We start from the raw sequence: 16,810 nt of genomic DNA on the forward strand, positions 1-16,810 counted from the left end.
CATGTTTGAAACGATCACGATCTCGACAGATGTGCGTGGTGTCGCCACGCTCACTCTGAACCGGCCGGAAAAACACAACGCCATGTCGGGGCAAATGATCACTGAATTGACCGAGGCTGCATCACAACTGGGTCAGGATGACACTGTCCGAGTGGTCGTTCTGGCAGCGGCGGGAAAGACGTTCTGCGCCGGCGGTGATCTGGGATGGATGCAGGACCAGATGGCGGCCGACAAAAAGACGCGTTTTGTCGAGGCGCGCAAGCTGGCCGAGATGTTGCAGGCTCTGAACACAATGCCAAAGCCTTTGATCGGGGCGTTGCAGGGCAATGCCTTCGGTGGTGGTGTGGGAATGGCAGCCGTGTGCGATGTCGCGATTGGGGTCGACATTCTGACAATGGGGTTGACCGAAACGCGCCTGGGGCTGATCCCCGCAACAATTGGCCCCTATGTCGTCGCCCGCATGGGCGAAGCCCGCGCGCGCTGGGTGTTCATGTCAGCTCGTTTGTTCGATGCTTCCGAGTCCGTTGATCTGGGCCTGCTGGCGAAAACCGTTTCGGCAGATCGGCTTTCGGACGCGGTTGAAGACGAAATTCGCCCCTATTTGTCTTGCGCGCCCGGGGCGGTTGCCTCTGCCAAGGCGCTGGTACGCTCTCTGGGTCCGCGCATCGACGATGCCGTGATCGATCAGACCATAGGCGAGCTGGTCGAACGGTGGGAAACACAAGAGGCACGCGAAGGGATCGCGGCGTTTTTTGAAAAACGAAAACCTGCATGGAATAAGTAGGTTTTACCAGTTTCCGCCAAGCCAAAGCCAAACGCTGGTACTGCGATTCTATGCCGCGCTGTCAAGCGCAGGTTTGATTGCGAAGGGGGCTGTGTTCGGTTGACCCTCTGACCCCGCAGGGATAGAGAATGTCCAGTCAACATGCCAATTGACGGCGCACCCGACAAGATGCGTGCGCAGGAAAGGAGCTATTCGTGGAAGACCTGCTGCGGGAGTACCTCCCGATTCTGGTGTTTCTGGCCGTTGCCGTGGGCCTTGGGATCGTCTTGATCCTGGCCGCCGTCGTACTGGCCGTCCGCAATCCCGACCCCGAAAAGGTCAGCGCATATGAATGTGGTTTCAATGCCTTCGACGACGCGCGGATGAAATTCGACGTCCGATTCTATCTGGTCTCGATTCTGTTCATCATCTTCGATCTGGAAATTGCTTTCCTGTTTCCCTGGGCCGTGGGCTTCAAGGACATCAGCGATGTCGGGTTCTGGTCCATGATGGTGTTCCTGGGCGTTCTGACCATCGGCTTTGCCTATGAATGGAAGAAGGGGGCGCTGGAATGGGAGTGATGACAGGTGCCAACACTGCCGGTGTCGACAAGGAAGTCGCCACCCAGGCCCTGAACGCCGAGTTGCAGGACAAAGGTTTTCTGCTGACCTCGACCGAAGACATCATCAACTGGGCGCGCACTGGCTCGCTGCATTGGATGACCTTTGGTCTGGCCTGCTGCGCGGTTGAGATGATGCATACCTCTATGCCACGTTATGATGCAGAACGGTTTGGTATCGCGCCTCGGGCGTCTCCGCGCCAGTCGGATGTGATGATCGTGGCAGGAACACTGACCAACAAGATGGCCCCGGCTTTGCGCAAGGTCTATGACCAGATGCCTGAGCCACGCTATGTGATCTCGATGGGCTCCTGCGCGAATGGCGGTGGGTATTACCACTATTCTTATTCCGTCGTGCGTGGATGTGACCGGGTTGTTCCTGTGGACATCTACGTGCCCGGCTGCCCCCCGACGGCTGAGGCGTTGTTGTATGGCCTGATGCAGCTGCAGCGCAAAATCCGCCGTACCGGCACAATTGTCCGCTGAGGAGAGAGCTGATGAGCGAAGCACTCAAGGAACTCGGCACACAGTTGGAGCTGAAACGGTCTGATTGTGTTCTGTCATGGGACGTAACCCACGGCGAACTGAACGTGGACGTGGCACCGTCGAATCTCGTGGAATTCGTCGAATTCCTGAAATCCGACCAGAACTGCCAATTCTCGACGCTGGTGGATATCACCGGCGTGGATTACCCCGAACGGGCCAAGCGGTTCGACGTGGTGTATCACTTCCTGTCGATGTACCAGAACCAGCGCATCCGGCTGCGGGTCTCGATCCGTGAAGACGACATGGTGCCGTCGATCGTTGACGTGCACCCCTCGGCCAATTGGTTCGAGCGTGAGGTGTTCGACATGTTCGGCATCTTGTTCTCGGGCCATCCGGACCTGCGGCGCATCCTGACCGACTATGGGTTCCGTGGTTACCCACTGCGCAAGGATTTCCCGACCACCGGCTATACCGAAGTGCGCTATGATGAGGCGCAAAAGCGCGTGGTCTACGAGCCGGTCAGCCTGGTGCAGGAATACCGACAGTTTGATTTCATGTCCCCGTGGGAGGGTGCGAACTACATTCTGCCGGGGGATGAGAAACAGGAGACCGAATAATGGGTGGCATCTGGTGGCTGATCCTGTCTGCGCTGACCATCATTCCGATGGTGAAGATTTTGCCGTTCTTCGGGATCAACAAATACTGGTGCCTGCTGTGTCTGGTTCCCTTTGGCACGATAGCCTTGCTGTGGTGGGTCGGGCTGAAACTGCAAGAGTTGGAGCGCCGCTGAGATGATGGGTGAGTTGATCATTCTGGGCGCGTTGGGGGTTCTGCTGGCGGGGGCCGCAGCCAAGGCCGCCGAGGCGGAAAAGGTTCGGGTTCGGGCCGATGCGAAAAAGAAACGAGGGCGTTGATGGACGGCTCAAGATACGATGACGGCAGCACGGACGCGCTGAGCGGAGAACAGAAGATCCGCAATTTCAACATTAACTTCGGCCCGCAACACCCTGCGGCGCACGGGGTTCTGCGTCTTGTGCTGGAACTGGACGGTGAGATCGTCGAACGCTGCGATCCGCATATCGGCCTGCTGCACCGTGGCACCGAAAAGCTGATGGAAAGCCGGACCTATCTTCAGAACCTGCCGTATTTCGACCGGTTGGATTATGTGGCGCCGATGAACCAGGAACATGCCTGGTGCCTGGCCATCGAAAAGCTGACCGGGGTCGAGGTGCCGCGCCGGGGCTCGCTGATCCGGGTTCTGTATTCCGAAATCGGACGCATCCTGAACCACCTGCTGAACGTGACCACGCAGGCTATGGACGTGGGCGCATTGACCCCGCCGCTCTGGGGTTTTGAAGAGCGTGAAAAGCTGATGGTGTTCTATGAGCGTGCCTGTGGCGCCCGCCTGCACGCGGCCTATTTCCGCCCCGGTGGTGTTCATCAGGATCTGCCGCCGGAACTGCTGGACGATATCGAGGCATGGAGCCACGAATTCCCCACCGTTCTGGACGACATTGACGGTCTGCTGACCGAAAACCGCATCTTCAAACAGCGCAACGCCGATATTGGCGTCGTGACCGAAGATGACATCCAGAAATACGGCTTCTCGGGCGTGATGGTGCGCGGATCCGGTCTGGCATGGGATTTGCGCCGCGCGCAGCCCTATGAATGCTATGACGAGTTCGAGTTCCAGATTCCCGTCGGCAAGAACGGCGACTGCTATGATCGCTATCTGGTGCGCATGGAAGAGATGCGCCAATCACTGCTGATCATCCAGCAGGCCATCGTCAAAATCCGCGACTGCCCCGGTGACGTTCTGGCCCGAGGCAAGATCACCCCGCCGAAACGGTCGGACATGAAGACCTCGATGGAAAGCCTGATCCATCACTTCAAGCTGTACACCGAAGGCTTCCACGTCCCCGCAGGTGAAGTTTACGCCGCTGTCGAAGCCCCCAAGGGCGAGTTCGGCGTCTATCTGGTCGCCGACGGCACCAACAAACCCTACCGCGCCAAGCTGCGCGCACCGGGTTTCCTGCACCTGCAAGCCATGGATTACGTCGCCAAGGGCCACCAGCTGGCCGACGTCGCCGCCATCATCGGCACCATGGATGTCGTATTTGGAGAGATTGACCGCTAATGCTCCGCCGTCTTCATCCCGAACAACCCGTAAGCTTTGCCTTCACCGCTGCCAACCAGCAATGGGCCGAAGCGCAGATCACCAAATACCCCGAGGGGCGTCAGGCCAGCGCGGTCATCCCGCTGCTGTGGCGCGCGCAAGAACAAGAGGGCTGGTTGAGCCGTCCGGCGATTGAATCCGTCGCAGATATGCTGGGCATGGCCTATATCCGTGTGCTTGAGGTTGCCTCGTTCTACTTCATGTTCCAGCTTCAACCGGTTGGCTCGGTGGCGCATATTCAGGTCTGCGGCACGACTTCCTGCATGATCTGCGGGGCCGAAGATCTGATCGCGGTCTGTAAGGAAAAGATTGCGGCGAAGGCACATGCACTTTCTGCCGATGGCAAGCTGAGCTGGGAAGAGGTGGAATGCCTCGGCTCGTGCACCAACGCGCCGATGGCGCAAATCGGCAAGGATTACTACGAGGATCTGACGGCCGAGAGCTTTGGCAGGATCATCGACGATCTGGTGGCGGGCAAGGTGCCGACGCCCGGTCCTCAGAACGGGCGTTACGCGGCCGAGCCGTTGAAAGGGCTTTCCAGCCTGTCCGAATATGAAGCCGGCAAGCCGAAATACAACGCAAGCGTTGAACTGGCGACAGAGCTGGGGGACACGGTCAAGCGTATCGACGGGACCGAAGTTCCGATCCTGACACCGTGGCTTGGTAAGGATGGCAAGCAGGCGGGTGCGTCGGCTGCTGCGAAACCTCCGAAATCGCCCGAGGCGCCGAAGCCGGCTGTGAAACAAGCGGCTGAGGCGAAAGCCAAACCTGTTGCGAAGGACGTCGAAGCCAAACTCGCGGACGTCAAAGAGGATCAGCCAGAGACCCTGACCGCTGCACGCGACGGCAAGGCAGATGACCTGAAGCTGTTGAAAGGCGTCGGTCCCAAGCTGGAGCAGATACTGAACGAGCTGGGTTTCTATCACTACGACCAGATCGCTGCCTGGACGCCGGAACAGGTGGCCTGGGTCGATGCGCGTTTGAAATTCAAGGGCCGGATCGAGCGCGATGATTGGATTGAACAGGCGGCCAAGCTTGCAGCGGGTGAAGAGACCGAATTTGCCAAACGTGCCAAATCTGAGGGCACGTACAAAAACTAGACGGATGCCCGTCCGGGGTATCAGGGGAAAATGGACAAGGACAAGGAAAAGGCCATAGCCCGCAAGGGCCGACATATCGGGATGGTCATCGCTGTGACCATGCTGATCTGGCTTGCAATGAACCTGTTCATTGGCCCCGAGCTGGGTTTGACGACCCGGCACGCTCTGCTGTTTGATCTCGCTGCTCTGGCGGGGTTCATCTATGCGGGGATCAACATTTTTCAACTCTGGCGCATGCGTCAGGACAGCTGAAGGTAACACGCGATGCTGAAGGATCAGGACCGGATCTTTACCAACATCTACGGGATGCATGAGCGCACGCTGAAAGGTGCGCAGGCCCGCGGGCATTGGGACGGCACTGCTGGCCTGATTGATAAGGGGCGCGACTGGATCATCCAGACGATGAAAGACTCGGGCCTGCGTGGTCGCGGCGGCGCGGGCTTTCCAACCGGTCTGAAATGGTCATTCATGCCAAAGGAAAGTGACGGGCGCCCGTCCTATCTGGTGGTCAACGCGGACGAATCCGAACCCGGAACCTGCAAAGACCGAGAGATCATGCGCCACGATCCGCATACGCTGATCGAAGGTTGCCTGATCGCGTCTTTCGCGATGAACGCCCACACCTGTTACATCTACCTGCGTGGCGAATATATCCGCGAGCGTGAGGCGCTGCAGGCGGCGATTGATGAGGCTTATGATGCCGGCTTGCTGGGCAAGAACGCCGCCGGTTCAGGTTGGGATTTTGATATCTTCCTGCATCACGGCGCTGGTGCCTATATCTGCGGCGAGGAAACCGCCCTTATTGAAAGCCTTGAGGGCAAGAAGGGCATGCCGCGGATGAAGCCTCCGTTTCCAGCAGGCGCTGGCCTGTATGGTTGCCCGACAACTGTGAACAATGTGGAATCGATTGCGGTCGTGCCGACCATCCTGCGCCGGGGGGCCGACTGGTTCGCTGGCTTCGGTCGCCAAAACAACGCGGGCACCAAGCTGTTTGCGATCTCAGGCCATGTGAACAACCCCTGCGTCGTGGAAGAGGCAATGTCGATTTCCTTCGAGGAGCTGATCGAGACCCATTGCGGCGGCATTCGCGGCGGCTGGGACAATCTGCTGGCCGTGATCCCCGGTGGATCCTCGGTTCCGTGTGTGCGCGGTGAGAACATGCGCGACGCGATCATGGATTTCGATTATCTGCGCAACGATCTGGGCTCAGGGCTTGGAACGGCAGCGGTGATCGTGATGGACAAGTCCACCGACATCATCAAGGCGATCTGGCGCCTGTCGAAATTCTATAAGCATGAAAGCTGTGGTCAGTGCACCCCATGTCGCGAAGGCACCGGTTGGATGATGCGGGTCATGGACCGTCTGGTGCGCGGCGAAGCTGAACTGGAAGAGATCGACATGCTGTTTGACGTGACAAAGCAGGTCGAGGGTCACACGATCTGCGCGCTCGGCGATGCGGCAGCCTGGCCGATCCAGGGCCTGATCCGCAATTTCCGGGAAGAAATCGAAGGCCGCATCAAGGCACAGAAATCGGGCCGTATGGGTGCGATGGCGGCGGAGTGAACGGGATGGACATGTTTGCAGAATACAGCCACGCGATTTCATCGGTTGTGCTTTTCACACTGGTGGTTCTGTTCCTGGCCCCGTTTTCAGCGCTGGCCAAGCAGGGCAAGGGCCTCGCGCCGGGGGCGACTCCAGAGCAGGATTATTCTGACCAGGCCTATCGTCTGAACCGGGCCTATCTGAACGGAACGGAAACGCTTCCGGCGTTTGTGGCCGTTGTGACCGCGGCGGTTTTACTGGGCGCCAGCCCGTTCTGGGTCAATCTTCTGGCGTCTGTCGCTTTGGTCGCGCGTTTGGTGATGCTGGTGGTGCACTTCAAAGGCATAGGTAAGCCAAACAGTGGCCTGCGGTCCGTGCTGTATGTATTGGGCTGGGCCTGCATGTTTGTGATTGGGCTTATGGCATTGGTGGCGGCGTTCTGATGGCGACCCGGCAGATGAGAACACTAAGAGGGATAGTATGACGGCCCGAAAAACCCTTGTAGTCCTGCTGGTACTGGCAAGCGTGTCCGCCTGCGGCATCATCAAGCCGTCGGAAGATCGTCTTCTGTTCGACGGAAAGTCGTTCAAGGCCAAGGCGAAGCCGGTCGACAAGAAAGCATCGCCCACGGACTTTACTGTTGTGGTGAAGGGCGCGTCCGCGTCCTTGGACGGCGCGCGTGAAGCCGGGCGCCATGAAGGAACCAAGTTCTGTGTGCAGAATTTTGGATCTTCCCGGATTGATTGGAAAGTGGGGCCGGATACCGAGCCGCAAAACCTGCGCATCAGTGATGATCAATTGACGTTTGCAGGAAAATGCCAACGGCCATGACACGCGTTTTTGCATATCACGACGTGGATTGCAGGCCGTTATTGCCTAGCAAGACCGGACCCTTTCGTTTTGGAACATCCAAAACGAAAGGAAGAACAATGTCTTTTGCAAAAACACTCGCCTTGGCCGCCGTGATCACGTTTCCGGCTGTTGCAGAAGCAAAGCCGCCCTTGAGGGATGTCAAAGAGATCGACGACGAACTCTATTACATCGCCATCGCAAATGAGATCTCCGAATTCTGTCCGTCGATCAGCGGGCGGCGATTGAAAGCGATCAGTGTTATGTGGGGGCTGCGGTCCAAAGCGAACAAACTGGGGTACTCGGACAGTGAAATCCGCTCATATGTCGACTCGGATTCAGAGAAAGACCGGATGCGCGCCAAGGGCGAGGCGTATCTGGCTTCGAATGGCGTGACCTATGACAACCCCAACACGTTCTGCACTCTGGGGCAGAAAGAAATCCAAAGAAACAGCGCTATTGGCGTTTATTTGAGGGCGAATTGAGAGCCATGTCTGACCTCCGCAAGATCAATATCGACGGACAGGAAATCGAAGTCGATGGCGCGATGACCCTGATCCAGGCTTGTGAACAAGCCGGGGTCGAAGTGCCGCGCTTCTGTTACCACGAGCGCCTGTCGATTGCCGGCAATTGCCGGATGTGCCTGGTCGAGGTTGTGGGTGGCCCGCCGAAACCTGCGGCCTCCTGCGCAATGCAGGTGCGTGACCTGCGTCCGGGGCCCGAGGGCCAACCCCCGGTGGTCAAGACGAACTCACCCATGGTCAAAAAGGCCCGCGAAGGCGTGATGGAGTTCCTGCTGATCAACCATCCGCTGGATTGCCCGATCTGCGATCAGGGTGGTGAATGCGACCTTCAGGATCAGGCGATGGCGTATGGCATGTCCGGATCCCGTTTCAAGGAAGCAAAGCGGGCGGTCGATGATCTGGATCTGGGACCGCTTGTGGGCACCGCAATGACCCGCTGCATCAGCTGCACCCGCTGCGTGCGCTTCACCACCGAAGTTGCCGGGATAACTCAGATGGGTCAGACCGGGCGCGGCGAGGATGCCGAGATCACCTCGTATCTGAACCAGACGCTGGATTCGAATTTGCAGGGCAACATCATCGATCTGTGCCCGGTTGGGGCGCTGACCTCCAAGCCCTACGCCTTTACCGCGCGTCCGTGGGAACTGACCAAAACCGAAAGCATTGATGTGATGGATGCGCTTGGTTCGAACATCCGCGTGGATACGAAGGGGCGCGAAGTGATGCGGTTCCTGCCGCGTAACCATGATGGCGTGAACGAGGAATGGATCAGCGATAAAACTCGTTTTGTCTGGGATGGGTTGCGCCGCCAGCGTCTGGATAGACCTTATGTGCGTGAAAACGGCAAACTGCGCCGGGCCACCTGGCCCGAGGCACTGACCAAAGCCGCAGAGGCGCTGAAAGGCGCCGAGAAGCCTGCCGGTATCGTGGGCGATCTGGCTCCCGTCGAGGCGGTATTTGCGCTAAAACAGCTGATCGAAGGGCAGGGCGGTGTTGTTGAGTGCCGTACCGATGGCGCCAAGCTGCCTGCGGGCAATCGTGGTGCTTATGCCGGGACCGCAGCGATCGAAGATATCGACAGCGCCGAGCGCATCCTGCTGATCGGGACCAACCCGCGCGACGAAGCGCCGGTTCTCAACGCCCGCATTCGCAAGGCCTGGGCACATGGTGCCGAGGTTGCTCTGGTCGGTCCGGCGGCAGATTTGACCTACGATTATCATCATATGGGTGATGACCGTGCCGCGCTGCAAAAGGTCGTCGACATGGGCGGTGATGACGTGATCAAAGGCAAGGCATCTTTGATCATCGTCGGGCAGGGCGCCTTGCAAGAGGCTGACGGCGCTGCTGTTCTGGCTGCCGCGCAAACCATTGCTACCAGTACTGAAAGTGGTCTGATCGTTCTGCACACTGCTGCGTCGCGCGTGGGGGGGATGGATGTGGATGCCACCAACGAGGGTGGCATGGACGCCGTCAGCGCCGCTGATGTGATCTACAACCTTGGTGCAGACGAAGTCGAAATTGGCGAAGGTGCCTTTGTTATCTATCAGGGCAGTCATGGAGACCGGGGCGCACACCGAGCCGATGTGATCCTGCCGGGCGCAGCCTATACCGAGGAAAACGGTCTGTTCGTGAATACCGAGGGTCGCCCGCAGCTGGCAATGCGCGCGGGGTTCGCGCCGGGCGACGCCAAGGAGAACTGGGCCATCCTGCGTGCCCTGTCTGCCGAATTGAGTGCAACACTGCCCTTCGATTCGCTGGCGCAACTGCGCACTGCGCTGATCGAGGCGGTTCCGCATCTCGCCCGGATTGATGAAGTGGCGCAGAATGAGGTTCAGGCACTGGACGCCGGACCTCTGGGTAAGGCAAGTTTCCGCAATACGGTCAGGGATTTCTATCTGACCAACCCAATCGCGCGTGCTTCGCAGTTGATGGCCGAACTTTCGGCGCAGGCACAGGCCCGTAAGTCAGAGAAGATTGCGGCTGAATGAACCACTCCTGTTTCATATCGCAACCAGATGTGGCAGCCGGGTGGCAGATGGCCGCGCCCGAATTGCGTGTGAATTTGAAGATTAAGGGTGGCGCAAAGACGGCAGATGCTGTTTACACCAACGCGCCGACCCAGCCGCAAAATGCGCAGGCATCTGGCCTTTGCATCACACGCGGAAAACGGAATACCCACGGTGTGAGGACCAATGGCTGAATTCTTTAACACCCCAGGCGGAATAGCCATCATCATTCTGGCGCAAGTGCTTGCCGTTGTGGCCTTTGTGATGATTTCACTGTTGTTCCTTGTTTACGGAGACCGCAAGATCTGGGCCGCTGTCCAGATGCGCCGCGGCCCCAACGTAGTTGGCGTCTACGGCCTGCTGCAATCGGTGGCGGATGCCCTGAAATACGTGGTAAAAGAGGTCGTGATCCCCGCGGGCGCCGACCGGACTGTCTTTATCCTCGCGCCGCTGACATCCTTCGTTCTGGCGATGATCGCCTGGGCGGTGATCCCGTTCAACGATGGCTGGGTTCTGTCGGATATCAACGTTGCCATACTCTATGTCTTTGCCGTGTCTTCGCTCGAGGTTTATGGCGTGATCATGGGCGGTTGGGCGTCGAACTCAAAGTACCCGTTCCTCGGGTCGCTGCGCTCGGCTGCGCAGATGATTTCCTACGAGGTTTCGATCGGCCTGATCATCATCGGCGTGATCATCTCAACCGGGTCTATGAATTTCGGTGACATTGTACGTGCACAAGATGGCTCGTTCGGGTTCTTCAGCTGGTATTGGCTGCCGCATTTCCCGATGGTCTTTCTGTTCTTCATTTCGGCCCTGGCCGAAACCAACCGACCCCCGTTTGACCTGCCCGAGGCGGAATCGGAACTGGTCGCCGGTTACCAGGTCGAATACTCGGCCACGCCTTTCCTGCTGTTCATGGCCGGGGAATACATCGCAATCTTCCTGATGTGCGCGCTGACCTCGCTGCTGTTCTTCGGCGGCTGGCTGTCGCCGATCCCGGGCTTGCCTGATGGCGTGCTGTGGATGGTTGCCAAGATGGCGTTCTTCTTCTTCATCTTCGCAATGGTCAAGGCGATCACACCCCGCTATCGCTATGACCAGTTGATGCGACTGGGCTGGAAAGTCTTCCTGCCATTCTCGCTGGTCTGGGTGGTGTTCGTGGCCTTCGCGGCGAAATTCGACTGGTTCTGGGGCGCGTTTGCCCGTTGGAGCGTAGGAGGCTGATATGACCCAAATCGACTACACCCGCGCCGCCAAGTACTTTTTGCTGCAAGACTTCTGGGTCGGCTTCAAACTGGGGCTGAAGTATTTCTTCGCCCCCAAGGCCACCATCAATTACCCACATGAAAAGGGACCTCTGTCCCCGCGTTTTCGCGGCGAGCATGCTCTGCGTCGCTATCCGAATGGCGAGGAACGCTGCATTGCTTGCAAACTCTGCGAGGCGATTTGTCCGGCCCAAGCGATAACCATCGATGCCGAACCGCGCGAAGACGGCAGCCGCCGCACCACGCGCTATGACATCGACATGACCAAATGCATCTATTGCGGTTTCTGCCAGGAGGCCTGCCCGGTCGATGCCATCGTCGAAGGCCCGAACTTCGAATTCGCCACCGAAACCCGCGAAGAGCTGTTCTATGACAAGGAAAAGCTGCTGGATAATGGTGAACGCTGGGAAGCCGAGATTGCCCGCAATCTGGAATTGGACGCGCCGTACAGATGACTGACAGCCCGACAAACCCGTTCGAGCTGATGATGAAGCAGGCTCAGGACATGGCCAAGGCGATGAACCCGGCGATGGAGAATTTCTCGCCCAAAGGGTTCGAGGCGCTGTGGCCCACCATGCCCAAAGAGGTCATGGAGATGATGTTCGGCAACACCGTCAACAAAGACGGGTTGGACGCCAAGACCCGCCTGTTGCTGACGCTGGCCGGGCTGACCTGTCAGGGCGCGCAGGCGGATGCGGCGGTGCGCCAGACCGTGCGCCACGCGCTGGAAGCCGGTGCCAAGAAACAAGAGATCGTGGAAACGATCGGTCAGATGTCGGTCTTTGCCGGCATCCCGGCCATGACTCGCGCGCTGGATCTGGCGCAAGAGGTCATGGGTGACAACGAGGATGAGGATCAATGACCGTCTTTGCCTTCTATCTGTTTGCCATCAGCGCCATCACTGGCGGGCTGTTCACGGTGATCAGCCGACAGCCGGTGCACTCGGTGCTGTGGCTGATCCTGTCATTCCTGTCTTCGGCAGGGTTGTTTGTGCTGCTGGGGGCCGAGTTCGTGGCGATGCTGCTGATCATCGTCTATGTCGGCGCGGTCGCGGTTCTGTTCCTCTTCGTGGTGATGATGCTGGACGTGGACTTTGCCGAGCTGAAGGCCGAGATGGCGCGCTATATGCCGCTGGCCTTGCTGATTGGTCTGGTTATCCTTATGCAGTTCGTCATGGCCTTTGGGGCATGGGACAGCGCGCAGGGCGCGGCGGCCAATCTGGCCCAGCCGGTGCCAGTGGATCGCCACAATACCGAGGCGCTTGGCGTCATCCTTTATGATCAATACTTCCTTCTGTTCCAATTGGCGGGCCTGATCCTGCTGGTGGCTATGATCGGCGCGATTGTTTTGACACTGCGCCACCGCAGGGACATCAAGCGTCAAGACATCATCGGCCAGATGATGCGCGACCCGGCCAAGGCGATGGAGCTGAAAGACGTGAAACCGGGGCAGGGACTTTGAGACCATGATCGGACTTGAACACTATCTTACGGTCGCGGCGACGCTGTTCGTCATCGGCATCTTCGGTCTCTTCCTGAACCGCAAGAACGTCATCATCCTGCTGATGAGCATCGAACTGATGCTGCTGGCGGTGAATATCAACCTCGTGGCGTTTTCCAGCTTCCTCGGTGATCTGGTCGGGCAGGTATTCACCCTGTTCGTGCTGACCGTTGCGGCGGCCGAGGCAGCGATTGGTCTGGCCATTCTGGTCTGCTTCTTCCGCAACCGTGGCACCATCGCGGTTGAAGACGTCAATATGATGAAGGGGTAAGAGAACATGGAAACCACCATCCTCTTTGCCCCGCTCGTGGGCGCATTGATCTGCGGCTTTGGCTGGCGCTTCATCGGTGAGAAAGCCGCCATGTGGACAGCCACCGGCCTTCTGTTTCTGGCCTGTCTGCTGTCATGGATCGTGTTCTTTACTTTCGACGGCCACACTCAACAGATCGAGGTCATGCGCTGGATCGAGAGCGGCTCGCTGTCGACAAGCTGGGCCGTGCGACTGGACCGGCTGACCGCGATCATGCTGATCGTGGTGACGACCGTTTCGGCGCTCGTGCACCTGTATTCCTTCGGCTACATGGATCACGACCCGCAATGGCGCGAGGGCGAGAGCTATAAGCCGCGCTTTTTTGCTTATCTGTCCTTCTTTACCTTTGCGATGCTGATGCTGGTGACAGCGGACAACCTTGTTCAGATGTTCTTTGGCTGGGAAGGCGTGGGCGTCGCGTCCTACTTGTTGATCGGCTTCTATTACCGCAAACCGTCGGCCAATGCGGCGGCGATGAAAGCGTTCATCGTGAACCGAGTGGGTGACTTTGGCTTCGCTCTGGGCATTTTTGCGCTGTTCTTCTTGACCGACAGCATCAATTTCTCGGATATCTTTGCGTCAGCCCCCGCGCTAGCAGAGGAAAAACTGCACTTCCTGTGGGGCGAATGGACCGCCATCGAAGTGATCTGCGTCCTGCTGTTCATCGGTGCGATGGGTAAGTCGGCGCAGCTGATCCTGCACACCTGGTTGCCGGATGCGATGGAAGGCCCGACGCCTGTGTCGGCCCTGATCCACGCCGCCACCATGGTAACTGCTGGCGTGTTCCTCGTCTGCCGCATGTCGCCGCTGATGGAGTTCGCACCGGGCGCGACCGGGTTCATCACCTTCCTTGGGGCCTCGACAGCGTTCTTTGCGGCAACCGTGGGTCTGGTTCAGACCGATATCAAACGCGTCATCGCCTATTCGACCTGTTCTCAGCTGGGGTACATGTTCGTTGCCGCCGGTGTCGGCATGTATTCAGCCGCGATGTTCCACCTGCTGACCCATGCTTTCTTCAAAGCGCTGTTGTTCCTCGGCGCGGGGTCGGTGATCCACGCCATGCATCACGAGCAGGAAATGACCGAGTATGGCGGGTTGCGGAAGAAAATCCCGTACACGTTCTGGGCGATGATGATCGGTACGTTGGCCATCACGGGTGTCGGCATTCCGCTTACCACGATCGGTTTTGCCGGGTTCCTGTCGAAAGACGCGATTATCGAAAGCGCGTATGCTGGCGGCACTGGCTATGCCTTCTGGATGCTGGTGATCGCGGCGATGTTCACCTCGTTCTACAGCTGGCGTCTGATCTTCCTGACCTTCTACGGCAAACCGCGTGGGGACAAGCACACCCACGACCACGCACATGAAAGCCCGATGACCATGCTGGTGCCTTTGGGCGTGTTGTCACTGGGTGCGGTGTTTGCCGGGATGATCTGGTACGGCAATTTCTTCGGCCATGCGGACAAGGTCGGCAAGTTCTACGGTATTCCGGTGGCAGAAGCGTCAGAACATGTCGAGGCCGGTGATCATGCTGCGGCGGATGCTTCACACGATGAAGATAGCCATGCCGATGAAAGCCACGCAGACGACGGCCATACCGACAATGCAGAACATGGTGAGAAAGACGCGCATGGCGGTGACCACCACTATGTGTTTGCGGGCAAACCGGGTGAGGGTGCGCTTTATATGGCGCCGGACAACCATGTTCTGGACGAAGCGCACGCAGCTCCGAAATGGGTCAAGGTATCACCGTTTGTCGCCATGTTGCTGGGCTTTGTCGTGGCCTACTGGTTCTACATCGTGAACACATCGCTGCCGGCGCGTCTGGCTGCAAACCAGCGTCCGCTTTACCTGTTCCTGCTGAACAAGTGGTATTTCGACGAAATCTATGACGCTGTCTTCGTCAAACCCACTTTGGCGCTTGGCCGCTTCCTGTGGAAACGCGGTGACGGCAACACAATCGATGGCTTCCTGAACGGAGTAGCTATGGGCGTTGTTCCCTTCTTCACCCGCCTCGCCGGCAAGGCGCAGACCGGGTACATCTTTACCTATGCCTTCTGGATGGTGTTGGGCATAGCGGCCCTTGTGACTTGGATGACGATCGGCGGAGGGGCCCAGTAATGGACTATATCCTTTCGATCGTCACGTTTATCCCCGCCATTGCAGCAGGCATTCTGGCCTTGTTCCTGCAGGGTGACGATGCGGCCGCACAGCGGAACGCCAAGTGGATTGCTTTGCTGGCGACCACGGTGACCTTCCTGGTTTCCATCGGCATCTATACCGGCTTTGACTCGTCGAATCCCGGCTTCCAGATGGTGGAAGAGGGTGAGTGGCTGATGGGCCTCAAATACAAGATGGGTGTTGATGGCATCAGTGTCCTGTTCGTTCTGCTGACGACCTTCATCATGCCGCTGACCATTCTGGCCAGCTGGAATGTCACGGATCGCGTCAAGGAATACATGGTCGCCTTCCTGCTGCTGGAAACACTGATGCTGGGCGTCTTCATGGCGCTTGATCTGGTGCTGTTCTACCTGTTCTTCGAAGCAGGTCTTATTCCAATGTTCCTGATCATCGGTATCTGGGGTGGCAAGGACCGGATCTACGCCAGCTTCAAATTCTTCCTTTACACCTTCCTTGGCTCGGTTCTGATGCTGGTGGCCATGGTCGCGATGTATGCCGATGCTGGCACCACGGATATTGAGGCGCTGATGGTTCATCAGTTCTCGTCCGAGAGTTTCAGCGTACTGGGCGTCTATGTGGTGGGCGGCATGCAGACCCTGATGTTCCTGGCCTTCTTTGCGTCCTTCGCGGTGAAAATGCCGATGTGGCCGGTGCACACCTGGCTACCGGATGCCCACGTTCAGGCGCCCACGGCGGGATCGGTCGTACTGGCCGCGATCCTTTTGAAAATGGGCGGCTATGGTTTCCTGCGGTTCAGCCTGCCGATGTTCCCGGTGGGTTCGGCAGTGATGACCGATCTGGTGCTGTGGATGTCAGCGATTGCCGTGGTCTATACCTCGCTTGTGGCGTTGGTGCAGGAGGATATGAAAAAGCTGATCGCGTATTCCTCGGTCGCGCATATGGGCTTTGTGACCATGGGTATTTTCGCGGCGAACCAGCAGGGAATCGATGGCGCGATCTTTCAGATGCTCAGTCACGGGTTCATTTCGGCCGCGCTCTTCCTGTGTGTCGGCGTGATCTATGACCGGATGCACACCCGCGACATCGAGGCTTATGGCGGTCTGGTCATCCGGATGCCCGCATACGCGCTGGTCTTCATGCTGTTCACCATGGCCAATGTGGGACTGCCGGGTACATCCGGGTTCATCGGCGAGTTCCTGACCCTGATGGGCGCATTCCAGGTCAACACCTGGGTAGCGGCAGTGGCCGCGACCGGTGTGATCTTCTCGGCCGGGTATGCACTGTGGCTGTACCGTCGCGTGGTCTTTGGCGATCTGATCAAGGAAAGCCTGAAGGCGATGACTGACATGAGCGCGCGCGAGCGGCTGATCTTCGCCCCGCTGATCGTGATGACCATCCTGCTGGGTGTCTACCCGTCGCTGGTGACCGATGTGATCGGGCACTCCACAGCGGCGCTGATTTCGAACTATGACACGGCTCTGGCCGCGGCCGAGGCTGCGACCCAGACAGCCGCTTCGCATTAAGGGAG

General features: G+C 58.3%; 21 protein-coding genes. All 21 read left to right on the plus strand.

From position 1 onward, the window contains the following. Nucleotide 1: 1 nt before the first annotated feature. The 21 genes from AC2FFA_RS03070 (at nucleotide 2) to AC2FFA_RS03170 (ending at nucleotide 16,805) form a co-directional block, all read left to right on the plus strand. The gene (locus AC2FFA_RS03070) at nucleotides 2-784 is read left to right on the plus strand and encodes a crotonase/enoyl-CoA hydratase family protein (protein ID WP_496849887.1); all 783 of its coding nucleotides are present in this window, start codon (nucleotides 2-4) and stop codon (nucleotides 782-784) included. A gap of 194 nt (nucleotides 785-978) precedes the next feature. Continuing rightward, the gene (locus AC2FFA_RS03075) at nucleotides 979-1,344 is read left to right on the plus strand and encodes an NADH-quinone oxidoreductase subunit A (RefSeq protein WP_050602775.1); all 366 of its coding nucleotides are present in this window, start codon (nucleotides 979-981) and stop codon (nucleotides 1,342-1,344) included. Continuing rightward, nucleotides 1,335-1,868 carry a NuoB/complex I 20 kDa subunit family protein gene (locus tag AC2FFA_RS03080; RefSeq protein WP_010442777.1) on the plus strand — a complete coding sequence of 178 codons (534 nt, stop codon included), beginning with the start codon at nucleotides 1,335-1,337 and terminating at the stop codon, nucleotides 1,866-1,868. Before AC2FFA_RS03075 ends, AC2FFA_RS03080 begins: the two co-directional genes overlap by 10 nt. Nucleotides 1,869-1,879: 11 nt before the next feature. Then, entirely contained in the window at nucleotides 1,880-2,485 is a 606-nt protein-coding gene (locus AC2FFA_RS03085; RefSeq protein WP_496849889.1) for an NADH-quinone oxidoreductase subunit C, read from the plus strand. Beyond that, on the plus strand, nucleotides 2,485-2,658 hold the full coding sequence (locus AC2FFA_RS03090; RefSeq protein WP_010442775.1) for a hypothetical protein: 174 nt from the start codon (nucleotides 2,485-2,487) through the stop codon (nucleotides 2,656-2,658). Before AC2FFA_RS03085 ends, AC2FFA_RS03090 begins: the two co-directional genes overlap by 1 nt. 1 nt (nucleotide 2,659) lies before the next feature. Next, nucleotides 2,660-2,782, plus strand: coding sequence for a hypothetical protein (locus tag AC2FFA_RS03095; RefSeq protein WP_256367742.1), 123 nt, complete (start codon nucleotides 2,660-2,662; stop codon nucleotides 2,780-2,782). Then, nucleotides 2,782-4,005: an NADH-quinone oxidoreductase subunit D gene (locus AC2FFA_RS03100; protein WP_496719205.1), complete on the plus strand. Its 1,224-nt coding sequence runs from the start codon at nucleotides 2,782-2,784 to the stop codon at nucleotides 4,003-4,005. Before AC2FFA_RS03095 ends, AC2FFA_RS03100 begins: the two co-directional genes overlap by 1 nt. After that, the gene (locus AC2FFA_RS03105) at nucleotides 4,005-5,144 is read left to right on the plus strand and encodes an NADH-quinone oxidoreductase subunit E (RefSeq protein WP_496849892.1); all 1,140 of its coding nucleotides are present in this window, start codon (nucleotides 4,005-4,007) and stop codon (nucleotides 5,142-5,144) included. Before AC2FFA_RS03100 ends, AC2FFA_RS03105 begins: the two co-directional genes overlap by 1 nt. Before the next feature lie 30 nt (nucleotides 5,145-5,174). Then, the gene (locus tag AC2FFA_RS03110; protein WP_117868400.1) at nucleotides 5,175-5,396 is read left to right on the plus strand and encodes a DUF5337 domain-containing protein; all 222 of its coding nucleotides are present in this window, start codon (nucleotides 5,175-5,177) and stop codon (nucleotides 5,394-5,396) included. Nucleotides 5,397-5,408: 12 nt separating this feature from the next. Further along, the gene (gene nuoF, locus AC2FFA_RS03115) at nucleotides 5,409-6,707 is read left to right on the plus strand and encodes an NADH-quinone oxidoreductase subunit NuoF (protein ID WP_299894579.1); all 1,299 of its coding nucleotides are present in this window, start codon (nucleotides 5,409-5,411) and stop codon (nucleotides 6,705-6,707) included. A 5-nt stretch (nucleotides 6,708-6,712) separates the two neighbouring features. Continuing rightward, nucleotides 6,713-7,129, plus strand: a complete 417-nt coding sequence (locus AC2FFA_RS03120) for an MAPEG family protein (RefSeq protein WP_117868402.1) — start codon at nucleotides 6,713-6,715, stop codon at nucleotides 7,127-7,129. A 37-nt stretch (nucleotides 7,130-7,166) separates the two neighbouring features. Next, nucleotides 7,167-7,517, plus strand: a complete 351-nt coding sequence (locus tag AC2FFA_RS03125) for a hypothetical protein (protein WP_117868403.1) — start codon at nucleotides 7,167-7,169, stop codon at nucleotides 7,515-7,517. A gap of 98 nt (nucleotides 7,518-7,615) precedes the next feature. Continuing rightward, on the plus strand, nucleotides 7,616-8,020 hold the full coding sequence (locus tag AC2FFA_RS03130; protein WP_117868404.1) for a DUF5333 domain-containing protein: 405 nt from the start codon (nucleotides 7,616-7,618) through the stop codon (nucleotides 8,018-8,020). A 5-nt stretch (nucleotides 8,021-8,025) separates the two neighbouring features. Then, nucleotides 8,026-10,047 carry an NADH-quinone oxidoreductase subunit NuoG gene (gene nuoG, locus AC2FFA_RS03135; RefSeq protein WP_496849895.1) on the plus strand — a complete coding sequence of 674 codons (2,022 nt, stop codon included), beginning with the start codon at nucleotides 8,026-8,028 and terminating at the stop codon, nucleotides 10,045-10,047. 204 nt (nucleotides 10,048-10,251) lie between these two features. Then, nucleotides 10,252-11,289 (plus strand): NADH-quinone oxidoreductase subunit NuoH, encoded by a 1,038-nt coding sequence (gene nuoH, locus AC2FFA_RS03140; protein WP_117868407.1) that lies wholly within the window; start codon nucleotides 10,252-10,254, stop codon nucleotides 11,287-11,289. A gap of 1 nt (nucleotide 11,290) precedes the next feature. After that, complete coding sequence (gene nuoI / locus AC2FFA_RS03145; RefSeq protein ID WP_299638336.1) at nucleotides 11,291-11,785, plus strand: NADH-quinone oxidoreductase subunit NuoI; 495 nt, start codon at nucleotides 11,291-11,293, stop codon at nucleotides 11,783-11,785. Next, nucleotides 11,782-12,192: a carboxymuconolactone decarboxylase family protein gene (locus tag AC2FFA_RS03150; RefSeq protein WP_298846609.1), complete on the plus strand. Its 411-nt coding sequence runs from the start codon at nucleotides 11,782-11,784 to the stop codon at nucleotides 12,190-12,192. The genes nuoI and AC2FFA_RS03150 overlap by 4 nt, the downstream gene beginning before the upstream one ends. After that, on the plus strand, nucleotides 12,189-12,791 hold the full coding sequence (locus AC2FFA_RS03155; protein WP_496849898.1) for an NADH-quinone oxidoreductase subunit J: 603 nt from the start codon (nucleotides 12,189-12,191) through the stop codon (nucleotides 12,789-12,791). Before AC2FFA_RS03150 ends, AC2FFA_RS03155 begins: the two co-directional genes overlap by 4 nt. Before the next feature lie 4 nt (nucleotides 12,792-12,795). Further along, nucleotides 12,796-13,101 carry an NADH-quinone oxidoreductase subunit NuoK gene (nuoK, locus tag AC2FFA_RS03160; protein ID WP_005984024.1) on the plus strand — a complete coding sequence of 102 codons (306 nt, stop codon included), beginning with the start codon at nucleotides 12,796-12,798 and terminating at the stop codon, nucleotides 13,099-13,101. Nucleotides 13,102-13,107: 6 nt separating this feature from the next. Beyond that, nucleotides 13,108-15,261 (plus strand): NADH-quinone oxidoreductase subunit L, encoded by a 2,154-nt coding sequence (gene nuoL / locus AC2FFA_RS03165; protein ID WP_496849900.1) that lies wholly within the window; start codon nucleotides 13,108-13,110, stop codon nucleotides 15,259-15,261. Further along, nucleotides 15,261-16,805, plus strand: a complete 1,545-nt coding sequence (locus AC2FFA_RS03170) for an NADH-quinone oxidoreductase subunit M (protein ID WP_496849901.1) — start codon at nucleotides 15,261-15,263, stop codon at nucleotides 16,803-16,805. The genes nuoL and AC2FFA_RS03170 overlap by 1 nt, the downstream gene beginning before the upstream one ends. Nucleotides 16,806-16,810: the final 5 nt, after the last annotated feature.

The organism is Ruegeria sp. YTSB088, from assembly GCF_059609825.1.

What these genes read in the sequence shown, in the direction of transcription:
- AC2FFA_RS03070 (WP_496849887.1), top strand. Translation starts at nt 2, where the DNA reads ATGTTTGAAACGATCACGATCTCGACAGATGTGCGTGGTGTCGCCACG.
- AC2FFA_RS03105 (WP_496849892.1), top strand. Translation starts at nt 4,005, where the DNA reads ATGCTCCGCCGTCTTCATCCCGAACAACCCGTAAGCTTTGCCTTCACC.
- nuoG (WP_496849895.1), top strand. Translation starts at nt 8,026, where the DNA reads ATGTCTGACCTCCGCAAGATCAATATCGACGGACAGGAAATCGAAGTC.
- AC2FFA_RS03125 (WP_117868403.1), top strand. Translation starts at nt 7,167, where the DNA reads ATGACGGCCCGAAAAACCCTTGTAGTCCTGCTGGTACTGGCAAGCGTG.
- AC2FFA_RS03120 (WP_117868402.1), top strand. Translation starts at nt 6,713, where the DNA reads ATGGACATGTTTGCAGAATACAGCCACGCGATTTCATCGGTTGTGCTT.
- AC2FFA_RS03150 (WP_298846609.1), top strand. Translation starts at nt 11,782, where the DNA reads ATGACTGACAGCCCGACAAACCCGTTCGAGCTGATGATGAAGCAGGCT.
- AC2FFA_RS03110 (WP_117868400.1), top strand. Translation starts at nt 5,175, where the DNA reads ATGGACAAGGACAAGGAAAAGGCCATAGCCCGCAAGGGCCGACATATC.
- AC2FFA_RS03080 (WP_010442777.1), top strand. Translation starts at nt 1,335, where the DNA reads ATGGGAGTGATGACAGGTGCCAACACTGCCGGTGTCGACAAGGAAGTC.
- nuoH (WP_117868407.1), top strand. Translation starts at nt 10,252, where the DNA reads ATGGCTGAATTCTTTAACACCCCAGGCGGAATAGCCATCATCATTCTG.
- AC2FFA_RS03130 (WP_117868404.1), top strand. Translation starts at nt 7,616, where the DNA reads ATGTCTTTTGCAAAAACACTCGCCTTGGCCGCCGTGATCACGTTTCCG.
- nuoI (WP_299638336.1), top strand. Translation starts at nt 11,291, where the DNA reads ATGACCCAAATCGACTACACCCGCGCCGCCAAGTACTTTTTGCTGCAA.
- AC2FFA_RS03155 (WP_496849898.1), top strand. Translation starts at nt 12,189, where the DNA reads ATGACCGTCTTTGCCTTCTATCTGTTTGCCATCAGCGCCATCACTGGC.
- AC2FFA_RS03085 (WP_496849889.1), top strand. Translation starts at nt 1,880, where the DNA reads ATGAGCGAAGCACTCAAGGAACTCGGCACACAGTTGGAGCTGAAACGG.
- nuoF (WP_299894579.1), top strand. Translation starts at nt 5,409, where the DNA reads ATGCTGAAGGATCAGGACCGGATCTTTACCAACATCTACGGGATGCAT.
- AC2FFA_RS03170 (WP_496849901.1), top strand. Translation starts at nt 15,261, where the DNA reads ATGGACTATATCCTTTCGATCGTCACGTTTATCCCCGCCATTGCAGCA.
- nuoK (WP_005984024.1), top strand. Translation starts at nt 12,796, where the DNA reads ATGATCGGACTTGAACACTATCTTACGGTCGCGGCGACGCTGTTCGTC.
- AC2FFA_RS03095 (WP_256367742.1), top strand. Translation starts at nt 2,660, where the DNA reads ATGATGGGTGAGTTGATCATTCTGGGCGCGTTGGGGGTTCTGCTGGCG.
- nuoL (WP_496849900.1), top strand. Translation starts at nt 13,108, where the DNA reads ATGGAAACCACCATCCTCTTTGCCCCGCTCGTGGGCGCATTGATCTGC.
- AC2FFA_RS03090 (WP_010442775.1), top strand. Translation starts at nt 2,485, where the DNA reads ATGGGTGGCATCTGGTGGCTGATCCTGTCTGCGCTGACCATCATTCCG.
- AC2FFA_RS03100 (WP_496719205.1), top strand. Translation starts at nt 2,782, where the DNA reads ATGGACGGCTCAAGATACGATGACGGCAGCACGGACGCGCTGAGCGGA.